The 17,962-nt window shown below is 72.5% G+C and carries 13 protein-coding genes; 7 read left to right on the top strand and 6 right to left on the bottom strand.

All coding sequences use genetic code 11. The features are described 5' to 3' along the window. Nucleotides 1-16: 16 nt before the first annotated feature. The gene (locus Vau01_RS11100; protein ID WP_373320216.1) at nt 17-2,416 is read right to left on the bottom strand and encodes a phosphoketolase family protein; all 2,400 of its coding nucleotides are present in this window, start codon (nt 2,414-2,416) and stop codon (nt 17-19) included. A 147-nt stretch (nt 2,417-2,563) separates the two neighbouring features. On the opposite strand from Vau01_RS11100, the gene Vau01_RS11095 reads away from it, so the two are divergent. The 6 genes from Vau01_RS11095 to Vau01_RS11070 all read left to right on the top strand — a co-directional run bounded on the left by Vau01_RS11095 (nt 2,564) and on the right by Vau01_RS11070 (nt 10,031). Then, nucleotides 2,564-5,269 (top strand): bifunctional acetate--CoA ligase family protein/GNAT family N-acetyltransferase, encoded by a 2,706-nt coding sequence (locus tag Vau01_RS11095; RefSeq protein WP_203990280.1) that lies wholly within the window; start codon nt 2,564-2,566, stop codon nt 5,267-5,269. A gap of 66 nt (nt 5,270-5,335) precedes the next feature. Continuing rightward, nucleotides 5,336-7,153 carry a putative nucleotidyltransferase substrate binding domain-containing protein gene (locus Vau01_RS11090; RefSeq protein WP_203990270.1) on the top strand — a complete coding sequence of 606 codons (1,818 nt, stop codon included), beginning with the start codon at nt 5,336-5,338 and terminating at the stop codon, nt 7,151-7,153. 14 nt (nt 7,154-7,167) lie between these two features. Beyond that, on the top strand, nt 7,168-7,797 hold the full coding sequence (locus Vau01_RS11085; RefSeq protein ID WP_203990268.1) for a 3'-5' exonuclease: 630 nt from the start codon (nt 7,168-7,170) through the stop codon (nt 7,795-7,797). A gap of 103 nt (nt 7,798-7,900) precedes the next feature. Then, nucleotides 7,901-8,614 carry a FadR/GntR family transcriptional regulator gene (locus Vau01_RS11080; protein WP_203991039.1) on the top strand — a complete coding sequence of 238 codons (714 nt, stop codon included), beginning with the start codon at nt 7,901-7,903 and terminating at the stop codon, nt 8,612-8,614. Further along, nucleotides 8,611-9,300 carry a sterol desaturase family protein gene (locus Vau01_RS11075; protein ID WP_203990266.1) on the top strand — a complete coding sequence of 230 codons (690 nt, stop codon included), beginning with the start codon at nt 8,611-8,613 and terminating at the stop codon, nt 9,298-9,300. The genes Vau01_RS11080 and Vau01_RS11075 overlap by 4 nt, the downstream gene beginning before the upstream one ends. 134 nt (nt 9,301-9,434) lie before the next feature. Continuing rightward, on the top strand, nt 9,435-10,031 hold the full coding sequence (locus Vau01_RS11070) for a hypothetical protein (protein WP_203990264.1): 597 nt from the start codon (nt 9,435-9,437) through the stop codon (nt 10,029-10,031). A 291-nt stretch (nt 10,032-10,322) separates the two neighbouring features. Here the strand turns inward: Vau01_RS11070 and Vau01_RS11065 are convergent, their stop codons facing one another. Continuing rightward, nucleotides 10,323-10,544, bottom strand: coding sequence for a hypothetical protein (locus Vau01_RS11065; RefSeq protein ID WP_203990262.1), 222 nt, complete (start codon nt 10,542-10,544; stop codon nt 10,323-10,325). A gap of 638 nt (nt 10,545-11,182) precedes the next feature. On the opposite strand from Vau01_RS11065, the gene Vau01_RS11060 reads away from it, so the two are divergent. Next, nucleotides 11,183-11,554 carry a hypothetical protein gene (locus Vau01_RS11060; protein ID WP_203990260.1) on the top strand — a complete coding sequence of 124 codons (372 nt, stop codon included), beginning with the start codon at nt 11,183-11,185 and terminating at the stop codon, nt 11,552-11,554. A 501-nt stretch (nt 11,555-12,055) separates the two neighbouring features. Here the strand turns inward: Vau01_RS11060 and Vau01_RS11055 are convergent. The 4 genes from Vau01_RS11055 to Vau01_RS11040 are packed head-to-tail and all read right to left on the bottom strand — an operon-like array spanning nt 12,056 to nt 17,958. Then, nucleotides 12,056-13,096, bottom strand: coding sequence for a HAMP domain-containing sensor histidine kinase (locus Vau01_RS11055; RefSeq protein WP_203990258.1), 1,041 nt, complete (start codon nt 13,094-13,096; stop codon nt 12,056-12,058). Further along, complete coding sequence (locus Vau01_RS11050) at nt 13,093-13,764, bottom strand: response regulator transcription factor (protein WP_203990256.1); 672 nt, start codon at nt 13,762-13,764, stop codon at nt 13,093-13,095. The genes Vau01_RS11055 and Vau01_RS11050 overlap by 4 nt, the downstream gene beginning before the upstream one ends. A 10-nt stretch (nt 13,765-13,774) precedes the next feature. Further along, complete coding sequence (locus Vau01_RS11045) at nt 13,775-15,445, bottom strand: serine hydrolase domain-containing protein (protein ID WP_203990254.1); 1,671 nt, start codon at nt 15,443-15,445, stop codon at nt 13,775-13,777. Then, nucleotides 15,442-17,958: a cation-translocating P-type ATPase gene (locus tag Vau01_RS11040; RefSeq protein WP_203990252.1), complete on the bottom strand. Its 2,517-nt coding sequence runs from the start codon at nt 17,956-17,958 to the stop codon at nt 15,442-15,444. The genes Vau01_RS11045 and Vau01_RS11040 overlap by 4 nt, the downstream gene beginning before the upstream one ends. Between the last annotated feature and the right edge of the window lie 4 nt (nt 17,959-17,962).

The raw sequence follows: 17,962 nt of genomic DNA, 5'->3' as shown, positions 1-17,962 counted from the left end.
CCCTGCCAAAGGGACTTCAGCCCTGTTCGGCCCAGTCGCCGAGGGACCAGTCGCGGACCTCGGGCATGTCCTCGAGGTGTTCCACGACGTACGCGGCGTGCTTGTCGAGTTGCCGCTCGCACCACGCCTTCAGGTCGCTGGCGCCGCGTGGGAGCCGCTTGGCGTTGTTGATCGCGTCCATGACGAGGTGGTAGCGCGAGGCGCGGTTCCGCACGGTCATGTCGAACGGCGTCGTGGTGGTGCCCTCCTCGACGAAGCCGCGCACCCGGAACCGGTCGGCGTCGGGCCGCCCGTGCACCAGTTGGTGGATCGCGCCGGGGTAGCCGTGAAACGCGAAGACGACGTCGACAGAATCCGTGAACAACTCGGTGAACCAGGTGGAAGACATGCCGTGCGGGTGATCCTTGGGCCGGGTCAGGGACATGAGGTCGACGACGTTGACCACGCGCACCCGGAACCCGGGCAGCTTCTCCTTGAGGATCTGCGCCGCCGCGACCGTCTCCATGGTGACCACGTCACCGGCGCAGGCAAGCACGATGTCGGGGTCGGACGAGGCGTCGTCGGTGCCGGCCCAGTCCCAGATGCCGGCGCCGCGGGCGCAGTGCTCGATCGCCTGGTCCATGGTCAGCCACTGCAGTTGCGGCTGCTTGTCGATGACGATCAGGTTGACGTAGGACCGCGACCGGAAGCAGTGGTTGGCCACCGACAGCAGGCAGTTGGCGTCGGGCGGCAGGTAGATCCGGGAGACGTCGCCGCGCTGGTTGAGCACCACCTGGATCAGGCCGGGTCCCTGGTGCGAGAAGCCGTTGTGGTCGTTGCGCCAGGCGGTGGAGGTGAGCAGCACGTTGAGGCTGGGCACCTTGGCCCGCCACGGCAGGTGTGCCGCCTCCTGCAGCCACTTGCCGTGCTGCACCGTCTGCGAGGCCGACACCATCGCGAACGCCTCGTAGGTGGCGAACATGCCGTGCCGGCCGGTGAGCGTGTAACCCTCGAGCCAGCCGTGGCAGTTGTGCTCCGACAGCACCTCCATCACCCGGCCGTCGCGGCTGATCGACACGTCGTCGTCGGTCACCGCTTCCATGAAGCCGCGGTCGGAGACCTCGAAGACCGCGCCGAGCCGGTTGCTGTTGGTCTCGTCGGGGCAGAACAGCCGGAACCGGTCGGGGTTGCGGGTGTAGATGTCGCGCATCAGCTCACCCAGCTTGCGGGTGGACTCGGCCCGCTGCTCGGCCGGCCGGTTCACGTCGATCGCGTAGTCGCGGTAGTCGGGCAGGTCGAGGTCCCTGGTGATCCGGCCGCCGTTCGCGTGCGGGCTGGCGCTCATCCGCAGGTCGCCGTCGGGGGCAAGATCTTTGATGGACGCGACGGGAGCACCCGAATCGTCGAACAGTTCCTCGGGTTTGTACGACCGCAGCCACGTCTCCAGGATCGCGAGGTGCTCGGCGTTGTCGCGCACGCCCGACAGCGGAACCTGGTGCGAGCGCCAGGTTCCGGTGACGCGGATGCCGTCCACTTCCTCGGGTCCGGTCCAGCCCTTGGGTGTCCGCATAATGATCATCGGCCACCGCGGCCGCGAGCCGTCCCAGTCACCGTTCCTGGCGGCGGCCTGGATCTTCCGGATGCGGCCGTAGGCGTCGGCGAGCGTCGCCGCGAACCGGTGGTGCATGCCGGGCAGGTCGTCGCCGCCGACCTCGAGCACGTCGTAGCCGTGGCCCTCGAACAGCGAGCGCACCTCGGCCGGGTCCTTGCGGGCGAGCACCGTCGGCCCGGCGATCTTCGCGCCGTTGAGGTGCAGGATCGGGAGGACCGCGCCGTCGTGCGCCGGGTTGAGGAACGAGACGCCCTTCCAGGACCCTTCCAGCGGACCGGTTTCCGCCTCGCCGTCACCGACGACGGCCACAGCCAGCAGGTCGGGGTTGTCCATCACCGAACCGAACGCGTGCACGAGCACGTAGCCGAGTTCGCCGCCCTCGTGGATGGAGCCGGGCGTGGTCACCGAGACGTGGCTCGGAATGCCGCCGGGGCTGGAGAACTGGCGGAACAGCCGGAGCACGCCGGCCTCGTCGAGCGACACGTCCGGGTAGATCTCGCTGTAGGTGCCCTCCAGGTAGCCGGCGGCCACCAGCGCGGGGCCACCGTGGCCCGGCCCGGCCAGGTAGATCGCCTGCTGCCCGGTACGGGAGATCAGCCGTGACACGTGCGCGTAGATCAGCGACAGGCCGGGGCTGGTGCCCCAGTGTCCGAGGAGGCGGGGCTTGATGTGCTCGGGCGCCAGCGGCTCGCGCAACAGTGGGTTGCCCTGCAGGTAGATCTGCCCGACCGTCAGGTAGTTGTTGGCCCGCCACCAGGTGTCGAGCCGTTCCACCTCGCCGTCGTCCGGGTTCGCGAGCGCTGCCAGTAGTTCGTCGGCGATCACTGCCGTTTCCTCCCCGGGGAGTTTGTCCTTCGCGAAATCCTATGCACATCCTGCGGTGGAGGCGCGCGCAACGGCCAGGTCCAAGGTCACTGAGATCATGACCGTAGGTCCCTGTCGGTCCGGCCCGGCGGCTGTGAACCTGGACCCATGTCCACAGTGGACGTACTGACGGCGCGTGGCGCCGTCGTCCGGATCCGGCCGGTCACCGCGGCAGACACCGATCAGCTGCTCGCGCTGCACGAACGCGTCAGCGAACGCAGCCGCTACCTGCGCTTCTTCAGCGGCGCGCCGTCGCTGTCGGGTGAGGTCGAGCGGCTGGTCCGCACCGACGACAGCACGCATCTCGCCCTTCTCGCCGACGACAGCGGCCGCGCCATCGGGGTCGCGTCGTACGAGGTGACCGACGCCGACCACGCCGAGTTCGCGGTGCTCGTCGACGACGTACGCCAGGGCGAGGGGGTCGGGACGTTGCTGCTGGAGCAACTGGCGGCCGAGGCGCGCCGGCACGGCATCGCCGAACTCGTCGGCGAGGTGCTCCCGAACAACGCGATGATGCTGCGGGTGAGCCGGGACCTGGCACCCGGGGTCGACCGGGCGATGGACTACGAGCTCGGCGTGACCCGGGTCCGGGTGCCGACGACCCCGGACGCCGCCGCGCTGGCCGCGGTGTGCGCCCGTGACCGCACCGCGGCCCACCACTCGCTCCGGCCGCTGCTGGCGCCCCGGTCGGTCGCGGTGATCGGCGCCGGCCGCCACCCCGGCGGCATCGGGCACGAGGTGTTGCGGGCGTTGCTGGCGGACCGGTTCACCGGCCCGGTGTACCCGGTCAACCCGCACGCGGAGAAGATCGCCGGCCTGGTGGCGTACCCGTCCGTCACGGCCGTTCCGGGTCCGGTCGACCTCGCGGTCGTCGCCGTGCCCGCCGACCGGGCCAGGGACGTCGTCGCGGAATGCGCCACCGCCGGTGTCGGCGCCGCCGTCATCCTCACCTCGGGTCTCGCGGAGACCGGCGAGGCCGGTGCGGCGGCGCAGGCCGAGATGGTCCGGTTGGCCCGGGCACACGGCCTGCGGCTCGTCGGGCCCAAGTGCCTCGGCGTGGTCAACACCGACCCGGCCGTGCGGCTGAGCGCCACGTTCGCGCCGTCGCTCCCGCCGGCCGGCGGGCTCGCCATCGCGTCGCAGTCCGGCGCGGTCGGCGTGGCGATCCTGGAGTCGGCCGCACGCACCGGAGCAGGCGTGTCGAGCTTCGTCTCGTTGGGCAACAAGGCCGACGTCAGCGGCAACGACCTGCTGGCCTACTGGTACGACGACCCGGCGACGAAGGCGGTCGCGCTGTACCTGGAGTCGTTCGGCAACCCGCGCCGGTTCGCCTGGACGGCCCGCGCGCTGGCCCGCCGCAAGCCTGTCCTGGCGGTCAAGAGCGGCCGGTCCAGCGGCGGCCGGCGCGCGGGTGCGTCCCACACGGCGGCGGCGGCCGCGCCGGACGTCGCGGTGGAGACGCTGTTCGCGCAGGCGGGCGTGATCCGTACCGACACCCTCGGCGAACTGCTCGACGCCGCCCGCATGCTCACCGACCAGCCGCTGCCGGCCGGAAACCGGCTCGCCGTCATCGGCAACGCGGGCGGACTCAACATCCTGGCCGCCGACGCGGCCGACGCCGCCGGTCTGGCGGTGCCGGAGCTGTCGGCCGGGGTGCGGGACCGGATCCGCGCCGCCGCACCGTCGGCGGCCGGCGTGGCCAACCCGGTCGACCTCGGTGCCGAGGCGACCCCGGCGGCTCTCGCCACGTCGATCGCGGCGCTCGCGGCCAGCGGCGAGGTGGACGCCGTGGTGGCCTCGTTCGTCGCCACCCGCAGCAACGACATCGCGGGTGCGCTGGCGGCGCTCGCCGCCGCGATCGACGATGCCCCCGAGCTTCCCGTCGCGGTGGCCGTGGTGGGCGCGGCCCAGCCCCCGACGACGCTCGGCTCCCGCCGCGCGCCGGTGTTCCCGCTGCCGGAGGACGCCGTCCGGGCGCTCGGCCGGGCGGCCCGGTACGCGGCCTGGCGCCGCGAGCCGCTCGGTCGCCAGCCGGAACTGTCCCAGGTGGACGCTCATCGGGCCCGGTCGATCGTCGCCACGGCGCTCGCCGCCGGCGGTGGCTGGCAGGGCGCCGAAACCGCCCGCGACCTGCTGGCCTGCTACGGCATTCCGGTGGTGCGGACGGCCGTGGCACGGGGCGCGGACGCCGCCGTCGCGGTCGCCGACGAGACCGGCTATCCGGTCGTGGTCAAGGCGGCCGATCCCGACGTCGTCCACAAGAGCGACGTCGGCGCGGTCTGGCTCAACTTGGCCGACGCCGCCGCCGTCCGCGCCGCGTACACCGCGATCGGCCTGGCCCTGCGACAGGAGCAACCGACTGTGGTGGTCCAGGCGATGGCCGAGGCCGGCGCCGAACTCGTCGCCGGTGTCGTGCACGACCGGCTCTTCGGGTCGCTCGTGATGGTCGGCCTCGGCGGGGTGCACACCGATCTGCTGGGCGACCGCGCGTTCCGGCTGCTCCCGGTCACCGACGCCGACGCCGCGGCGATGTGGCGGTCACTGCGCGGCGCCCCGCTGCTCACCGGCTACCGGGGCGTGCCGCCGGCCGACACCGGGGCGCTGGAGGATCTGCTGTCGCGCGTGGGGCGGCTCGCCGAGGACCTGCCCGAGGTCGCCGAGCTCGACCTCAACCCCGTGCTCGCCAGTGCCCGCGGGGTGCTGGCGGTCGACGTCAAGTTGCGGCTCGCCCCGGCCCTCGACGAACCGGACACGTACGTGCGGGCCCTGTCGCCGGCACTGTCCCGGGGACCATCGCCCGATGTCGACGGGTGAACGGCCTCTTGCCGGCGGTCGGGGTCCGGGCGGAGGCTGGCGATGTTCGGCGGACGGAGGTGACGGGTGCAGCAGATCGCCGACTTTCTCGCCGGCCAGCCGCCGTTCGACGCCCTGCCGGAGGCGGACCTCGACCGGCTGGTGGGGCGGGTGGAGGTGGAGTACTTCGCGGCCGGCGCGGTGGTCGTCGCCGAGGACGTCGAGCGGGTGGAGCATCTCTGGGTGGTGCGCACCGGCGCGCTGGAGGTGCTCGACCGGGGGCGGATCGTCGACCTGCTCGGGCCGGGTGACATGTTCGGTCACCTGTGGCTGCTGGCCGGGCTGCCGCCGCGCCTGCTGGTGCGCGTCCACGAGGAGAGCCTGCTGCTGCGGATCCCCGATCCCCGCACCTATCTCGACCGGCCCGACCTGCTGCGGTTCGCGGCCGTCCACGCGAAGCCCGGACGGTCCCGGCTCACCGGCGCCGACGCGGTCGTCACCGACCGGCGGTTGGAACAGGTGATGCGTCCGATCGTCTGGGCCACGGCGGCGGATCCGGTCCGGACCGTGGCGGAGCGGATCGGCACCGCCGGACATTCGTGCGCGTTGGTGCGCACCGCGCGGGGGCTCGGGATCGTCACCGACTACGACTTCCGCCGTCAGGTGGCCACGGGCCGGATCGGTTCCGACGCACCGATCGGCGAGCTCGCGACCGTCCCCGCGCTCACCGTCGAGGTGGCCGCGTCGCGGGCGGCGGCCCTGGTGCGCATGGTCGAGCACGGGGTGCACCACCTCGTGGTCACCGATGCCGGCGCGCCCGTCGGTATCGTGCGGGTGGTCGACCTGGCCGGTGCGGAGCTCCGCGACCCGATCCTGGTCCGCGCGGCGGTCGAGAACGCCACGACGATCGACGAGCTCGCCGACGCCGCCCGCCTGCTGCCGGCGACGATCGTCGACCTGTGCGACGACGGGGTCCCGGCGGTCCGCATCGGCGCGGTGCACGCCGCGGTGGTCGACGCGATCGTGCGTCGCGTGCTGGAGCTGCACCGTGATCCCGTCCTCGACGGGATGCGCATGTCGTGGGTGGTGCTCGGGTCGCTGGCACGTCGCGAACCGCTGCCACTGTCCGATGTGGACACCGCGCTCGTCTGGGCGGACCCGGCGGCGGACCCGGCGGCGATCCGGCCCGCGGCGCGCGAGGTACTCCGCGACATCCAACGCTGCGGGCTCACCCTGTGCGTCAACGGCGCCAACGCCCACAACCCGCTGTTCAGCCGGTCGCGGTCGGGCTGGATCGAGGCGGCCCGGCACTGGCAGCACGACCCGACCACTGACAACGCGTTACTGCTCTCGGCCATGGTCGCCGACAGCCGGCCGCTGACCGAGCCGTCGCTGGGCCGGGCGCTGACGGACCGGATCCGCTCGCACACCCGCACCACCCAGTTCCTCCGCGCGCTGCTCGACGAGGCACTGGCGTGGCGGCCACCGACCGGATTCGTCCGCGACTTCGTCGTCCACCACACCGGTGAGCACCGCGGCCAGCTCGATCTCAAGGCCGGTGGCCTGATGCCGGTCGTCGGGCTGGCCCGGTGGATCGCGGTCGTCAGCGGCGACGCCAGCGGCACGACACCCGACCGGCTGCGCCGCGGTGCCGAGACCGGCCTGCTCAGCGCCGACGAGGCGGACACGTTGGCGGGCGGCTTCGGCGACGCCTACTCGGTGCTGCTGAACCATGAGGTTGCCGCGATGCGAACGGGAGGCACGGTGTCGACGTACATCGACCCGCGTGATCTCGACCTGCTCACCCGACGGCACCTGCGGGAGTCGTTCCGCGCCGTCGCCCTGATCCAGAACCGGATCGACCGGGACTGGATCGCGCGGGCCGAGCCGATCGTCTCCGCATGATGAGAAGACGTTCGATGAGACGGCGTCGGCGGCTGCCCGGACCGGATCCGCGCATGCCCTGGCGGGAAGCCGAGTTCTGTGTTCTCGACGTGGAGACGACCGGGCTCGACCTGAGCCGTGACGACATCGTCTCCTTCGGCGTCGCGCTCGTGGTCGGCGGACGGATCCCGTGCGGGCGGTCGGTCTACCGCGAGGTGCGTCCGAGCCGTCCGGTGTCGGTGGCGGCGTTGACCGTCCACGGCCTGCGCGCCGCCGACCTCACCGGCGCGCCGGTCCTCGACGAGGTGATCGACGAGGTGATCGACCTGTTGTCCGGCCGGGTCCCGGTCGCGCACGCGGCCTGGGTGGAGCGGGCGTTCCTCGACCGGGCGCTGCGCCCGCGCGGCCGCCGGCTCGGTCGCGCCGTCGTCGACACGGCGGCGCTGCTGCGGGCGTGCCGCCTCGCCGGGTCCGACAGCGGGACGGAGCCGAACCTGGAGACGGCCGCCCGCGGGATCGGCCTGCCGGTGTACACCCCGCACCACGCGCTGGGCGACGCGTTCACCACCGCCCAACTGTTCCTCGCGCTGGCGACCCGGCTCGAACGCGGACGGACACTGACCGTCCGTGACCTGTGCCGCGTCTCCGCCCACCACGCGGCGTGAAAGAAGGGCCAGCCACGCCCGCTGACCGGCACACGGTTGGGGCACACGAACGTGTGGTCTGACCACTTGACCACTTGACCGGACCGGTGGCACATTGAGTGCTGTGGATCTGCGGGCGGTGGCGAAGAAGTCGGCGTGCGACGAGGTGTTCGACCAGCTGACGGCGAACATCGTCGGTGGTGGGCTGGCAGCGGGTGAAGCTCTGCTCAGCGAACGTCGCCTGGCCGAGGTGCTGGGCGTGTCGCGGCCCATCGTGCGCGAGGCGCTGCAACGGCTGGCGAGCGCCGGCCTGGTGGAAGTGCGCCAGGGCGGCTCGACGACGGTGCGCGACTTCAAGCGGCACGGCGGGCTCAACCTGCTCGCGCAACTGCTGTCCGCCGGTGGCCGGGTGGACCTGTCCGTGGCCCGGTCCATTGCGGACGCTCGACAGCGGATCGGACCCGAGATCGCCGCACTCGCCGCCGAGCGGTCGGGTCCGACGCTCGGGCCAGCGCTGGATGACCTCGTCGCTGCGCTCGACGACATCGCCGACCCGGTGGACCGGCAGCGCAGAGCACTGGCGTTCTGGGACGTGCTCGTGGACGGGACCGGTTCGATCGTGTTCAGGCTGATGTTCAACAGCCTGCGGGTCGCGTACGAACCCGTGCTCGACGCGTTGGCCACCGTGCTGACCGAGGATCCCGGGCGGCACCGCGCGCTCGCCCGGGCGGTCATTTCCGGTGATCCTGGCCGGGCCCGCCGCCGCGCAGCCGAGCTCCTCACGCCGTCCACCGCCGCTCTGCTGGACGCCATCGACCAATTGGAGGCTCACCGATGACACCGGAGTTGAGAGTCCAGGCCGACGAGGCGATCCTCGCGGGCCGGCGCCGCCGGGGGTTCACGCTCACGCGGGCCGCCGTCGACTTCGTCGGGCACCCCTCGCCGTGGCTCATCGGCGCCGTGTTCGTCGCGGCCACGACCGCTCGCGTCGTCGCCGGTGACTGGCAGCTCAGCGACGCCTGGCTACCGCTGCTGATGGTGGCCGCGTTCCCGTTCTCCGAGTGGACGGTGCACACCGCGATTCTGCACTGGCGCCCCAAACGGTGGGGTCGCTTCACCATCGACCCGCTGTTGGCGCGCAAGCACCGCGAGCACCACGCCGATCCACGCGACGTGCCGCTGGTGTTCATCCCGTGGCAGGCGCTGCTGTGGGTGCTCGCGGCGTTCACCGCCGTCGGCCTGTTGGCCTTCCCGCGCCTCGCGCTCGGCCTGACCTTCCTCGTCGTGCTCGGCGCGCTGGGCCTGTGCTACGAGTGGACGCACTACCTCATCCACAGCGACTACCGCCCACGTACCCGGCTCTACCGCGCGGTCTGGCGAAACCACCGCCTGCACCACTACCGCAACGAGCACTACTGGTTCACCGTCACCACCGCCGGCACCGCCGACCGGATCCTGGGCACCTATGCCGACCCGCAGACCGTGCCACCCTCGCCGACGGCCAAGGCGCTCCATTCACCATGACGGACCACGGGTCGGGAGGGTCACCGTCACCGTGGTTCCGGTCGTCAGGGCGGCGTCGAGAACGACGTCGCCGCCGAGCACGTCGATCAAGGGCGAGCCGGTACGCACCACCGGCGAGGCTGATAATGGCCGACGTGCGGATCATCAGCGACAGCAGCGAAGACGAAATGGTCGCCTGCTTCCTGCTCGGCGAGCTGACAAGTCCAAGGTTCGGTGCGGGGATCCGACGGGCACTGGCGGCCGCCGGTGAGTCCGAGCACCTGCTGACGGAGGCAGACCCGGCCGACCCCGATGCGAACCGGGCACGACGGGGCCTGCTGGCGGCCACCCGCGGCTACGGCGAGAACCGTGATCTGTTCAAGGACTTTCCCGCTCGCGTTCGCTGGGTCCGGGCGGTGTTGACACCGGACGAGCTGGCGCGAGTGCGCTACATCGACTACCCGTACTGGAATGAGTTGTCGGGCGGCAGCCGACTGCCTCGCGATGCCGCCGACCGCATCCAGGCAGGGATGCGCGCATTCGACGTGTCGAACCACAGATTTGTCGCGGCCGCTCGTGCCGTCCGGCGAGGGGATCGTTTCGCGCCGCTCATCCTGACCGGGCCGCGACGGAACACCCTGGTATGCCTGGAGGGTCACCTGCGGTTGACCGGACACGCGCTGGCGGGGTTTCCGGTCGAGGTGCAGTGCCTGGTCGGCACCGCCCGGGCGATCGGCCGCTGGGCGCGTTAATGCTCTCGCGGCAGACTCGCCGGTCGCCGAGATCTGAGCGGTGGTGAGCATGCGGTGCTCATTGAGAAGATCGGCCGGCACGTAGTCGCGCGGCTGCAGCCGGCAGGACATCGCACGCAGCGAATCCGGGGTGCCGGCCGGTGCCTGACGACAGTGAAAGCGGTGATGGCCGGATCGGATGTGTGCCGGTAGGTACCTCCCCCTTACGGCCTCGGCCGGTGCTCGGTGGAGGCCTTCCGGGTTTCGGCCCGGCCTTTGCCGCGTCCGTCGCCGTCCGTGTCTGCGCGGCAGTCACGCTTCGCCGACGATCAGAAGCGCATGCCAGGTGCACATGGTGAATGCGGTGGTCTGCCGGGCGGACACGACGAGGCGCACGGCGGGGTGTAGGCGTCCGAGGTGGGCGAGGTCGTGGCTGTCGAGTTCGGGTTGGGTGTGGCTAGTTGGGTTGCGTCCTCGGGGGAGCAGGCAAAGTAGATCTTGTTCGGGGGCGTAGCCGCGGGCTTCGGCGAGCATGTCGGTGACGGAGCCGGCGAGGGTGAGGACGTTGTGGGCTTCGTCGATTGGGCTTCGTCGGTGTAGCAGATGGCGTCGCGGCGTTCGGGTTGGGGCGGTGGGCGCGGGCGGTGGCGGCCTGCCAGGCGCAGGCGAATACGGACGATCGCCGGCTTCAGCGCGCCTTTGGCGCGTTCGACCTCGGACGGATCGTCGTCGGCCATCAGGTGCCGGGCGCCGCCGATGATCAAGAACAGGGTGGTGACCGCGGCGTCATGTTTCCGATCACCGTGGGCAGGTCATTGACCGCATGCGGCGGGCTTGCGGCCACAGCGGCGGATGCCGACGCCGTGACCGTCTCGCCGGCGATGCCGGCGACGGTCGGCAGACGGATTGCGGTTCGGTGTTCACACTTCGTCCACCAAGGGCTCCGGTTGGGCACCCAACTCAGCGGCCCGCACCCAACCGGGGTCCAACTGGACCCAACTGGGCCTAACTGGGCCCAACTGGCGCCGCGGGTTAGGTGCCCGGAGCGGCGGCGTATCGGTCAACGACCAACGGTCACCCAACTGGTCAGTTGAGTGGCGGCTGGTTGCGAGCCCGGCTTGTGGTAATCCTCGATGTGACCGCATGAGGATGCCTGGCGTCAGCACCGGGCCGTGGTGGCGCTGGCGGATGGGGGTCTGCCGGTGCGGGTGCCGGGGTCGCGGTCGGCGACACGGTCGCGATCATCGACGGCGCCGCCTGCGTCGTGCTGCCGTGGGTCGTTCGACCGGTTCGCCGAGGCGGAACCGCACCGGCGACGCCAGCTGCTGGACCGGGCAGCCGTGCTGCGGCCGGCCGAGGGCGTCGCGGTGCGGCCGTGCGGGTGGACGCACGGGGAGTCCCAGCACCTGAATCTGCTCTGGCGGTCGGGCCGGGTGCACGCCGATTCCTGCGACCACTACCTCTACCCGGCGTGGACCGACTACCGGGACGACGTCGTCGCCGCCTTCACCGCCGGTCCGACGCCGGTACCGGTGCGGCAATGACCGGGCAGGAGCCGGTCCGGCCGAACCGCGGTCCGGTACCGGTTCCCACCCGGACCGTCGCTTGGCGGTACCGCGGCAGGACCGCCACGGGACCGCCGCGATACCGCCCAGGCCGCCGCCGGTACCGCCGGGACCGGTCACGGAACCGGTCCGGTGACCGGCGCGCCCGCCGACCGCGGTACCGGTCACGCGGGTCGACCGGCCGGGACCGCACCGGTCACCTACCGGTGCTGGCGCCCGACCAGGTGACCGCCGGCCGGTTCATGGCTCAACCGGTCTGTGACCGGGGGGTCGGGCCTGCCCGTTGAGCACCCAACTACCCAACTGACCCAACTGGATCCGCGACCGGTTGGGTCAGTTGGGGTCAGTTGGGTACCCGCCCACCGGCAGTTGGGTGCCGGTTGGGCCATCGGTTGGCGTGAACCCCTTCGACCCCAGCGGGCGAGCCGCCCACGCCGGTGTCGGTGGCGGCGTCGACGGTCCACGCGACGTGAGTCGCCGTCAGCGGCGCAGGGAAAGCCGGAAGACGCACCCGTCGCCGGCCGGGCCTGGCGAGCGGAGCGTCAGTTCGCCACCGTGCGCCAGCGCCACCTGGTTGGCGATGGGCAGGCCGAGGCCGGTGCCCCGGGTGTCGGCGCGCCCGCGCCAGAACCGTTGGAACACCCGGTCCTGCTGGTCGGGTGGGATGCCGGGGCCGTGGTCGGTGACCACGACAGCCACCTCGTCGTCGGTCGTCTCGATGGCCACGTCGACGGCCGAGCCCGCCGGGGCGTAACGGACGGCGTTGTCGACGAGGTTCGCGATCGCCCGCCGCACCGTCGGCTCGTCGACCGGGCAGACCGCCGGGGACGGGTCGGCCGGTGCGGTCAGCCGGATACCGTTCGCCTCGGCGAGCCCGGCCGCGTCGGCCACGACGTCGTGGACCAGTGCCGCGACGTCGGCGGGCGCCCGCGTCATCCGCCGGGCGCGGCCGCGCGCGTCCACCAGCAGTTCCTCGATCGTGGTCTGGAGCCGTACGGCGGCGGTGCGGGTGCGCTCCAGCCCGGCCCGGTACACCTCCAGGGTCGGCCGGGGGTGCGCGAGCAGCACCTCGGCGTTGCTCATCAGCACGGCCAGCGGCACCCGCAGCTCGTGGCTGGCCTCCTCGATCAGCCGCCGCTGCGTCTCGGCGGCGTCGTCGAGCCGGGCCAGCATCGCGTCGAAGCTGGCGGCGAGCGCGACCAGTTCGGTCGGTCCCCGGTCGAGGCCGATGCGCCGGCTCAGGTCGGTGGCCTCGATGTCCTCGGCGACCTTCCGGACCCGGTCGATCGGGCGCACCGCGCGGCCGGCCCACCACCAGGCGAGGCCTGCGGCGACCGGGCCGAGCGCGAGGACGGTCCACGTGAACGGGCCCTGCGACGCGTGGTCGATCGTGGGCATCCCGCCCGCGCCCACGTCGGTGTCGACGTCGGTGGCGACGTCGACGCCGAACACCAGCAGCACCGGCGCGTAGATCGCGACGAAACCCAGCAGGGTCAAGCGGACGCGTAGCGACGCCCTCACGGCGTCACCTCCAACTGGTAACCGACACCGGTGACCGTCACGATCAGCGGCGGGTCGCCGAGCTTGCGCCGCAACCGGCTCAGGATCACCCGGACCGACGCGGTGAACGGGTTGGCGTTGGCGTCCCAGACGTGTTCGAGCAGATCCTCGGCCGACAGCACCTGCCCGGGGTGGTGCATGAAGTACCGCAGGAGCGAGAACTCCCGCGCCGTCAGGGTCAACGGCCTTTCGGACCGCCAGGCGCGGTGACCGGTGAGGTCGAGCGTCAGCTCACCGGCCCGCAGCGTCGTGCCGTGCTCGCCGTCGCGCCGCCCCAACGCCCGCAGCCGGGCCAGCAGTTCGGCGAAGTGGAACGGCTTCACGAGGTAGTCGTCGGCGCCCGCGTCGAGCCCGCCGACCCGGTCGGCCACCGCGTCGCGGGCGGTCAGCACGAGGCACCGCCGGGGCCGGCGCAGGTGACCGTCGCGGCCGGCCCGCCGGACGAGGTCGAGCCCGTCCCCGTCCGGCAGGCCCAGGTCGACGCACGCCACGTCGTAGCTCGTGGTCGCGAGCAGTTCCTCGGCGGTGGCGTACGTGCCGGCGACGTCGACCGCGTACGACTCGTTGCGCAGGCCGAGCGCGACGATCTCGGCCAGGTCGTGGTCGTCCTCGACGAGCAGGATGCGCACGGTGGGCTCCTCAGCCGGTTCGCCGGGCGATCAGGTTTCCGGCCGGTGTGGTGACGGTCAGGTGGTCGGTGCCGAACCCGATCGTCACGTCGGGACCTGTGCCGGTCGGGTCGTCCGGACGGTACCGGTCGGCGCCGACCGGGACGAGGACCAACGCCGGTGGCGGCGTCGGCAGTTCCACCCCCTGGATGCCGCCGTGGTCGTCCAGCGCGTACCAGCCCAGCACGGTTTTCGTTTTGAAGGTCACGGTGACGTAGGTGCGCATCTCCCCGTCGGCCACGATCGTCCCGGCGACGGTGACGCCCGAGATCTTCCCGTGCTCGTCCTCGAGCGCCTCGCGTTCCTCCCGGCCCTCCCTGGTCTGCCCGGCCAGCAGCGCCCGCACCCGGTCCTCGTGCGCGCGGAACCCCTCGACGGAGAAGCGCCCGCGGGGCGGGAACAGCGCCGCGACCGCGTCGGCGCCGTCCGCGGTGATCGTCGGGCGGTTGTCCGGTGTGCTCACCCGCAGCGTGCCGCCGGAGTCGAGCCGGTACGTGCCGACCGCTTTCGCGAGATCGGCGGTGCCCGCCGGTGCCGACGGGGTCGGCAGCGCCGCACCGGTCACCAGTGCCGCGATCGTCGCGGACAACAGCTTCTCCGCCGTCAGCACCGGCCGGTTCGAGGCGACCGCGACCACCCGGTCCTGCTCGGGGATCCACACCGCGACGACGTTGTGGCCGACGTCGCCGCCACCGCCGGCCATTCCCACGAACGGCTTCCCGTAGACAGCGGCGTCGAACACGACCATCCCGCCCAGCGTGTGCGCCCGCCCGTCCCCGACGTCGAACGCGGGCGCGGCGACGCTCTTCGTGGACTCCGGCGACAGCAGCGCGCCGGTGAACAGCGCTCGGGTCCAGGTCGCCAGTTCGCGGGTGGTCATGGCGAGGGCGCCGTTGCCGTCGGTCGCCCAGTACGGTCCCGCGAAGTCGCCGGCCGGGCCCGGCTCGCCGCCGTCGAGGTACCCGAGTGCGCGGGGACCGGGTGCGGCCGGCTGGCCGTCCCAGAATCCACCCAGCGTTTTTCCGGCCAGACCCAGCGTCGTCGACGCCGTGTAGTCCCGGTAGCTCTTTCCGGACACGGCCTCGACGACGATCGCGAGCAGCGTGTAGCCGGCGTTGCTGTACGCGTCGTCGGTGCCCGGCGGGAACGCGAGTTCGAGCCGGTTGATCGCGGCGATCGCCTCGTCGCGGCTCAACGGCTGGCGGTCGGCGCCGATCGAGCCGCGGATGCCGCTGGTGTGCAGGAGCACCTGCCGCACCGTCGCTTGTGAGACCGGACCGGTGACCGCCGGGACGAGCGTGCCGATCCGGTCGTCGAGGGAGAGCTTGCGCTCGTCGGCGAGCTTCAGGACGCTCGCCGCCGTGAACGCCTTGGTGACCGAGCCGATGGCGTAGACCGTGTCGGCCGTGTTCCGCGCGCCGGTGGCGTCGTTCGCCGACCCGTAGCCGGCGAGACAGTCGAACCGGCCGGCCGTCGAGACGGCGACGGTGCCGCTGAACCCGGCCCGGCCCCACGCGTCGAACGCCGCGCCCAGCGCGCCGGGACAGCTGCTCGCGCTGGTCGCCGGGGGATCGTCGTCGGTGGTGCACGCGGTCACGCCGGCGGCAATGACCAGAACGGCGATGCCGTACAGCAGTCTCATTCGGCCGAACGTAGGGGCGCCGCTGCGAACCTGGTGTAAACGACGATCGCCAGTCCCGGCACCGCGGCCGCCACGGCGCATAGCGCGACGTCGGTCAGCGACAGGGTGGCCGTGCCGAGGAGGCTCCGCAACGGTTCCAGCCACACGCCGCCGAGTTGCAGGATCAGCGACGACGCGACGGCGAGGTCGAGGCTGTGGTTGCGCCGCCCTTGCCTGCGGATGGCGAGCGCCACCCCGAGTTGGGCGAGCCCGAGGACGGTGAACAGCACCGACTGCCACGGCCGTCCGTTCGCCTGTGCGACGGTGGCGGCGGTGAGGGCGACGGCTGTGATCATGCTGCCGGTGACGAGCACCCGGCCGGCCAGGCCGTCGCCGAGGATCGCCTCGTCGGGTGTCCGTGGTGGACGGTCCATCGCGGCCCGTTCGGCGGGTTCGGCCCCCAGCGCCACGCCGGGCAGCCCGTGCGTGAGCATGTTGATCCAGAGGATCTGGGCGGGAAGCAGCGGAACGGCGAGGCCCAGGAACGGTCCGATCAGCATCACCGCGACCTCGGCGAGTCCGCCGGACAGCGCGTAGGTGAGGAACCGGCGGATGTTGGTGTAGATGCGCCGCCCTTCCTCGACGGCGGCGGCGACGGTGGCGATGTTGTCGTCGGCGAGCACCAGGTCGCCGGCCTGCCGGGCGGCCTCGGTGCCGCCACGGCCCATCGCGACGCCGATGTCCGCGGCCCGCAGCGCCGGCGCGTCGTTGACGCCGTCACCGGTCATCGCCACCACCTCACCGGCCTGCTGCAGGGCGCGCACGATGCTGAGCTTCTGCTCGGGCCTGATGCGGGCGAACACCTGCGCGGCCGGAAGCGGGCCCTCGGGGAGCCTGTCTCCGGTGATGACCCGTTGGGCGGGCAGGCCGACCCGGCCGGCGATCGTGGCGGCGGTGGCCGGGTGGTCGCCGGTGACGAGCATCAGCCTGATGCCGGCGCGCCCGATCTCCGCCACCGCCGGGCCGGCCTCGGCCCGGACCGGGTCGATGAGCGCCACCAGACCCAACAGGTCGAGATCCCGCTCGGGATCGTGCGGGATCCCGTCGGTGCGGCGGGTGGCGACGGCCAGTACCCGGTATCCGTCGGCGCCCAGCTCGTGAGCCGTGGCGCGCATCCGGTTCCGCACCTCCGGGGAGATCCGGAGCGGGCCGTCGGCGGCGAGCATCCGCTCCGGCGCGCCCTTGGAGGCCACCAGGAAGCCGCCGTCCGGGCGGGCATGCACGGTCGTCATGCGCAGCCGGGTGTCGTCGAACGGGATCTCCGCGACGCGTGGATACGCGTTGCGGGTCTCCGGCGGCACCGCGCACCGGGCGGCCGCGGTGATCAGGGCGGCCTCCATCAGGTCGCCGACCGCACTCCACCGCCCGTCGTCGCCGTGCGGTGCGGCCAGGTCGGCGTCGTTGCACAGCAGCATCGCCAGACCCACTCCGGAAAGCGACGGGCGATCCACGACGGGCACCGGCTCGTATCCGGTTCCGGTGAGCGTCTCCGTCGTCCCGTCGGGCAGCACCACCCGCTCGACGGACATCGCGCCCTCGGTGAGGGTGCCGGTCTTGTCGGCCGCGATGACCGTCACCGATCCGAGGGTCTCCACGGCCGGCAGGCGGCGAACGATCGCGTGGCGGCGGGCCATGCGACGCGCGCCGAGCGCCAGGGCGACCGTGACGACCGCGGGAAGGGACTCCGGTACCGCCGCCACCGTCAGACTCACCGCGGCGAGCACCATGTCGGCCAGCGGCAACCCGCGGAGAAGTCCGCTGACGAGCACGACGAGGGACAGCACCACGGTCGCCACGGCGAGGGTCCGGCCGAGGCCGGCCAGCCGCCGTTGCAGCGGGGTGCTGCGGTGCGGGGTCGCGGCGACCAGTGCCGCGATCCGGCCGAGCGCACTGTCCGGGCCGGTGCGGACGACCACTGCGGCGCCGCGCCCGGTCGCCACCACGGTTCCGGCCGCCAGCTCGTCCACAGTGGACGGTTCGGCGTTCTTGCGGACGGGCACCGATTCGCCGGTCAGCGCCGACTCGTCCACGGTCAGCCGGACCGCCTCGGTGAGCGTCGCGTCGGCCGGCACGACGTCGCCGGCCTGCACCTGGATGAGGTCGCCGGGAACGAGCTCGGCGGCCGGAAGGACCACCGGCGAGCCGTCCCGGACGACCCGGGCCGTCGGTGCGGCGAGCCGCCGCAGCGCCGCGACGGCACGGTCCGCACGGACCTCCTGCACGACACCGACGGTCGTGTTGAGAACGATGACCAGACCGATCACGACGAGGTCGGCCACGTCACGCAGGGCGGCCGTCACCGCCATCGCGGCCAGCAGCACCAGGATCAGCGGATCCCGCACCTGGCGGCCGACCCGCGCGGCCAGGCGCGGCGGTGCCGGCTCGGGCAGGACGTTCGGACCGGTCTCCACCCGACGAGCGGCCGCCTCGGCGGTGGACAGCCCGTTCCGGGTGGCCGGGGACGTGGTGGCCATCGGC

Origin of the sequence: Virgisporangium aurantiacum (assembly GCF_016863635.1) — a bacterium.
Classification (GTDB): Bacteria; Actinomycetota; Actinomycetes; order Mycobacteriales; family Micromonosporaceae; genus Virgisporangium; species Virgisporangium aurantiacum.
Note: the sequence above shows the minus strand (reverse complement) of the source record. Positions and strands in the feature narration are given on the sequence as shown.

Coding starts and splice junctions, on each gene's coding strand:
- Vau01_RS11085 (WP_203990268.1), top strand. CDS start 7,168: ATGAGACGGCGTCGGCGGCTGCCCGGACCGGATCCGCGCATGCCCTGG.
- Vau01_RS11065 (WP_203990262.1), bottom strand. CDS start 10,544: ATGCTCGCCGAAGCCCGCGGCTACGCCCCCGAACAAGATCTACTTTGC.
- Vau01_RS11045 (WP_203990254.1), bottom strand. CDS start 15,445: ATGAGACTGCTGTACGGCATCGCCGTTCTGGTCATTGCCGCCGGCGTG.
- Vau01_RS11095 (WP_203990280.1), top strand. CDS start 2,564: ATGTCCACAGTGGACGTACTGACGGCGCGTGGCGCCGTCGTCCGGATC.
- Vau01_RS11075 (WP_203990266.1), top strand. CDS start 8,611: ATGACACCGGAGTTGAGAGTCCAGGCCGACGAGGCGATCCTCGCGGGC.
- Vau01_RS11040 (WP_203990252.1), bottom strand. CDS start 17,958: ATGGCCACCACGTCCCCGGCCACCCGGAACGGGCTGTCCACCGCCGAG.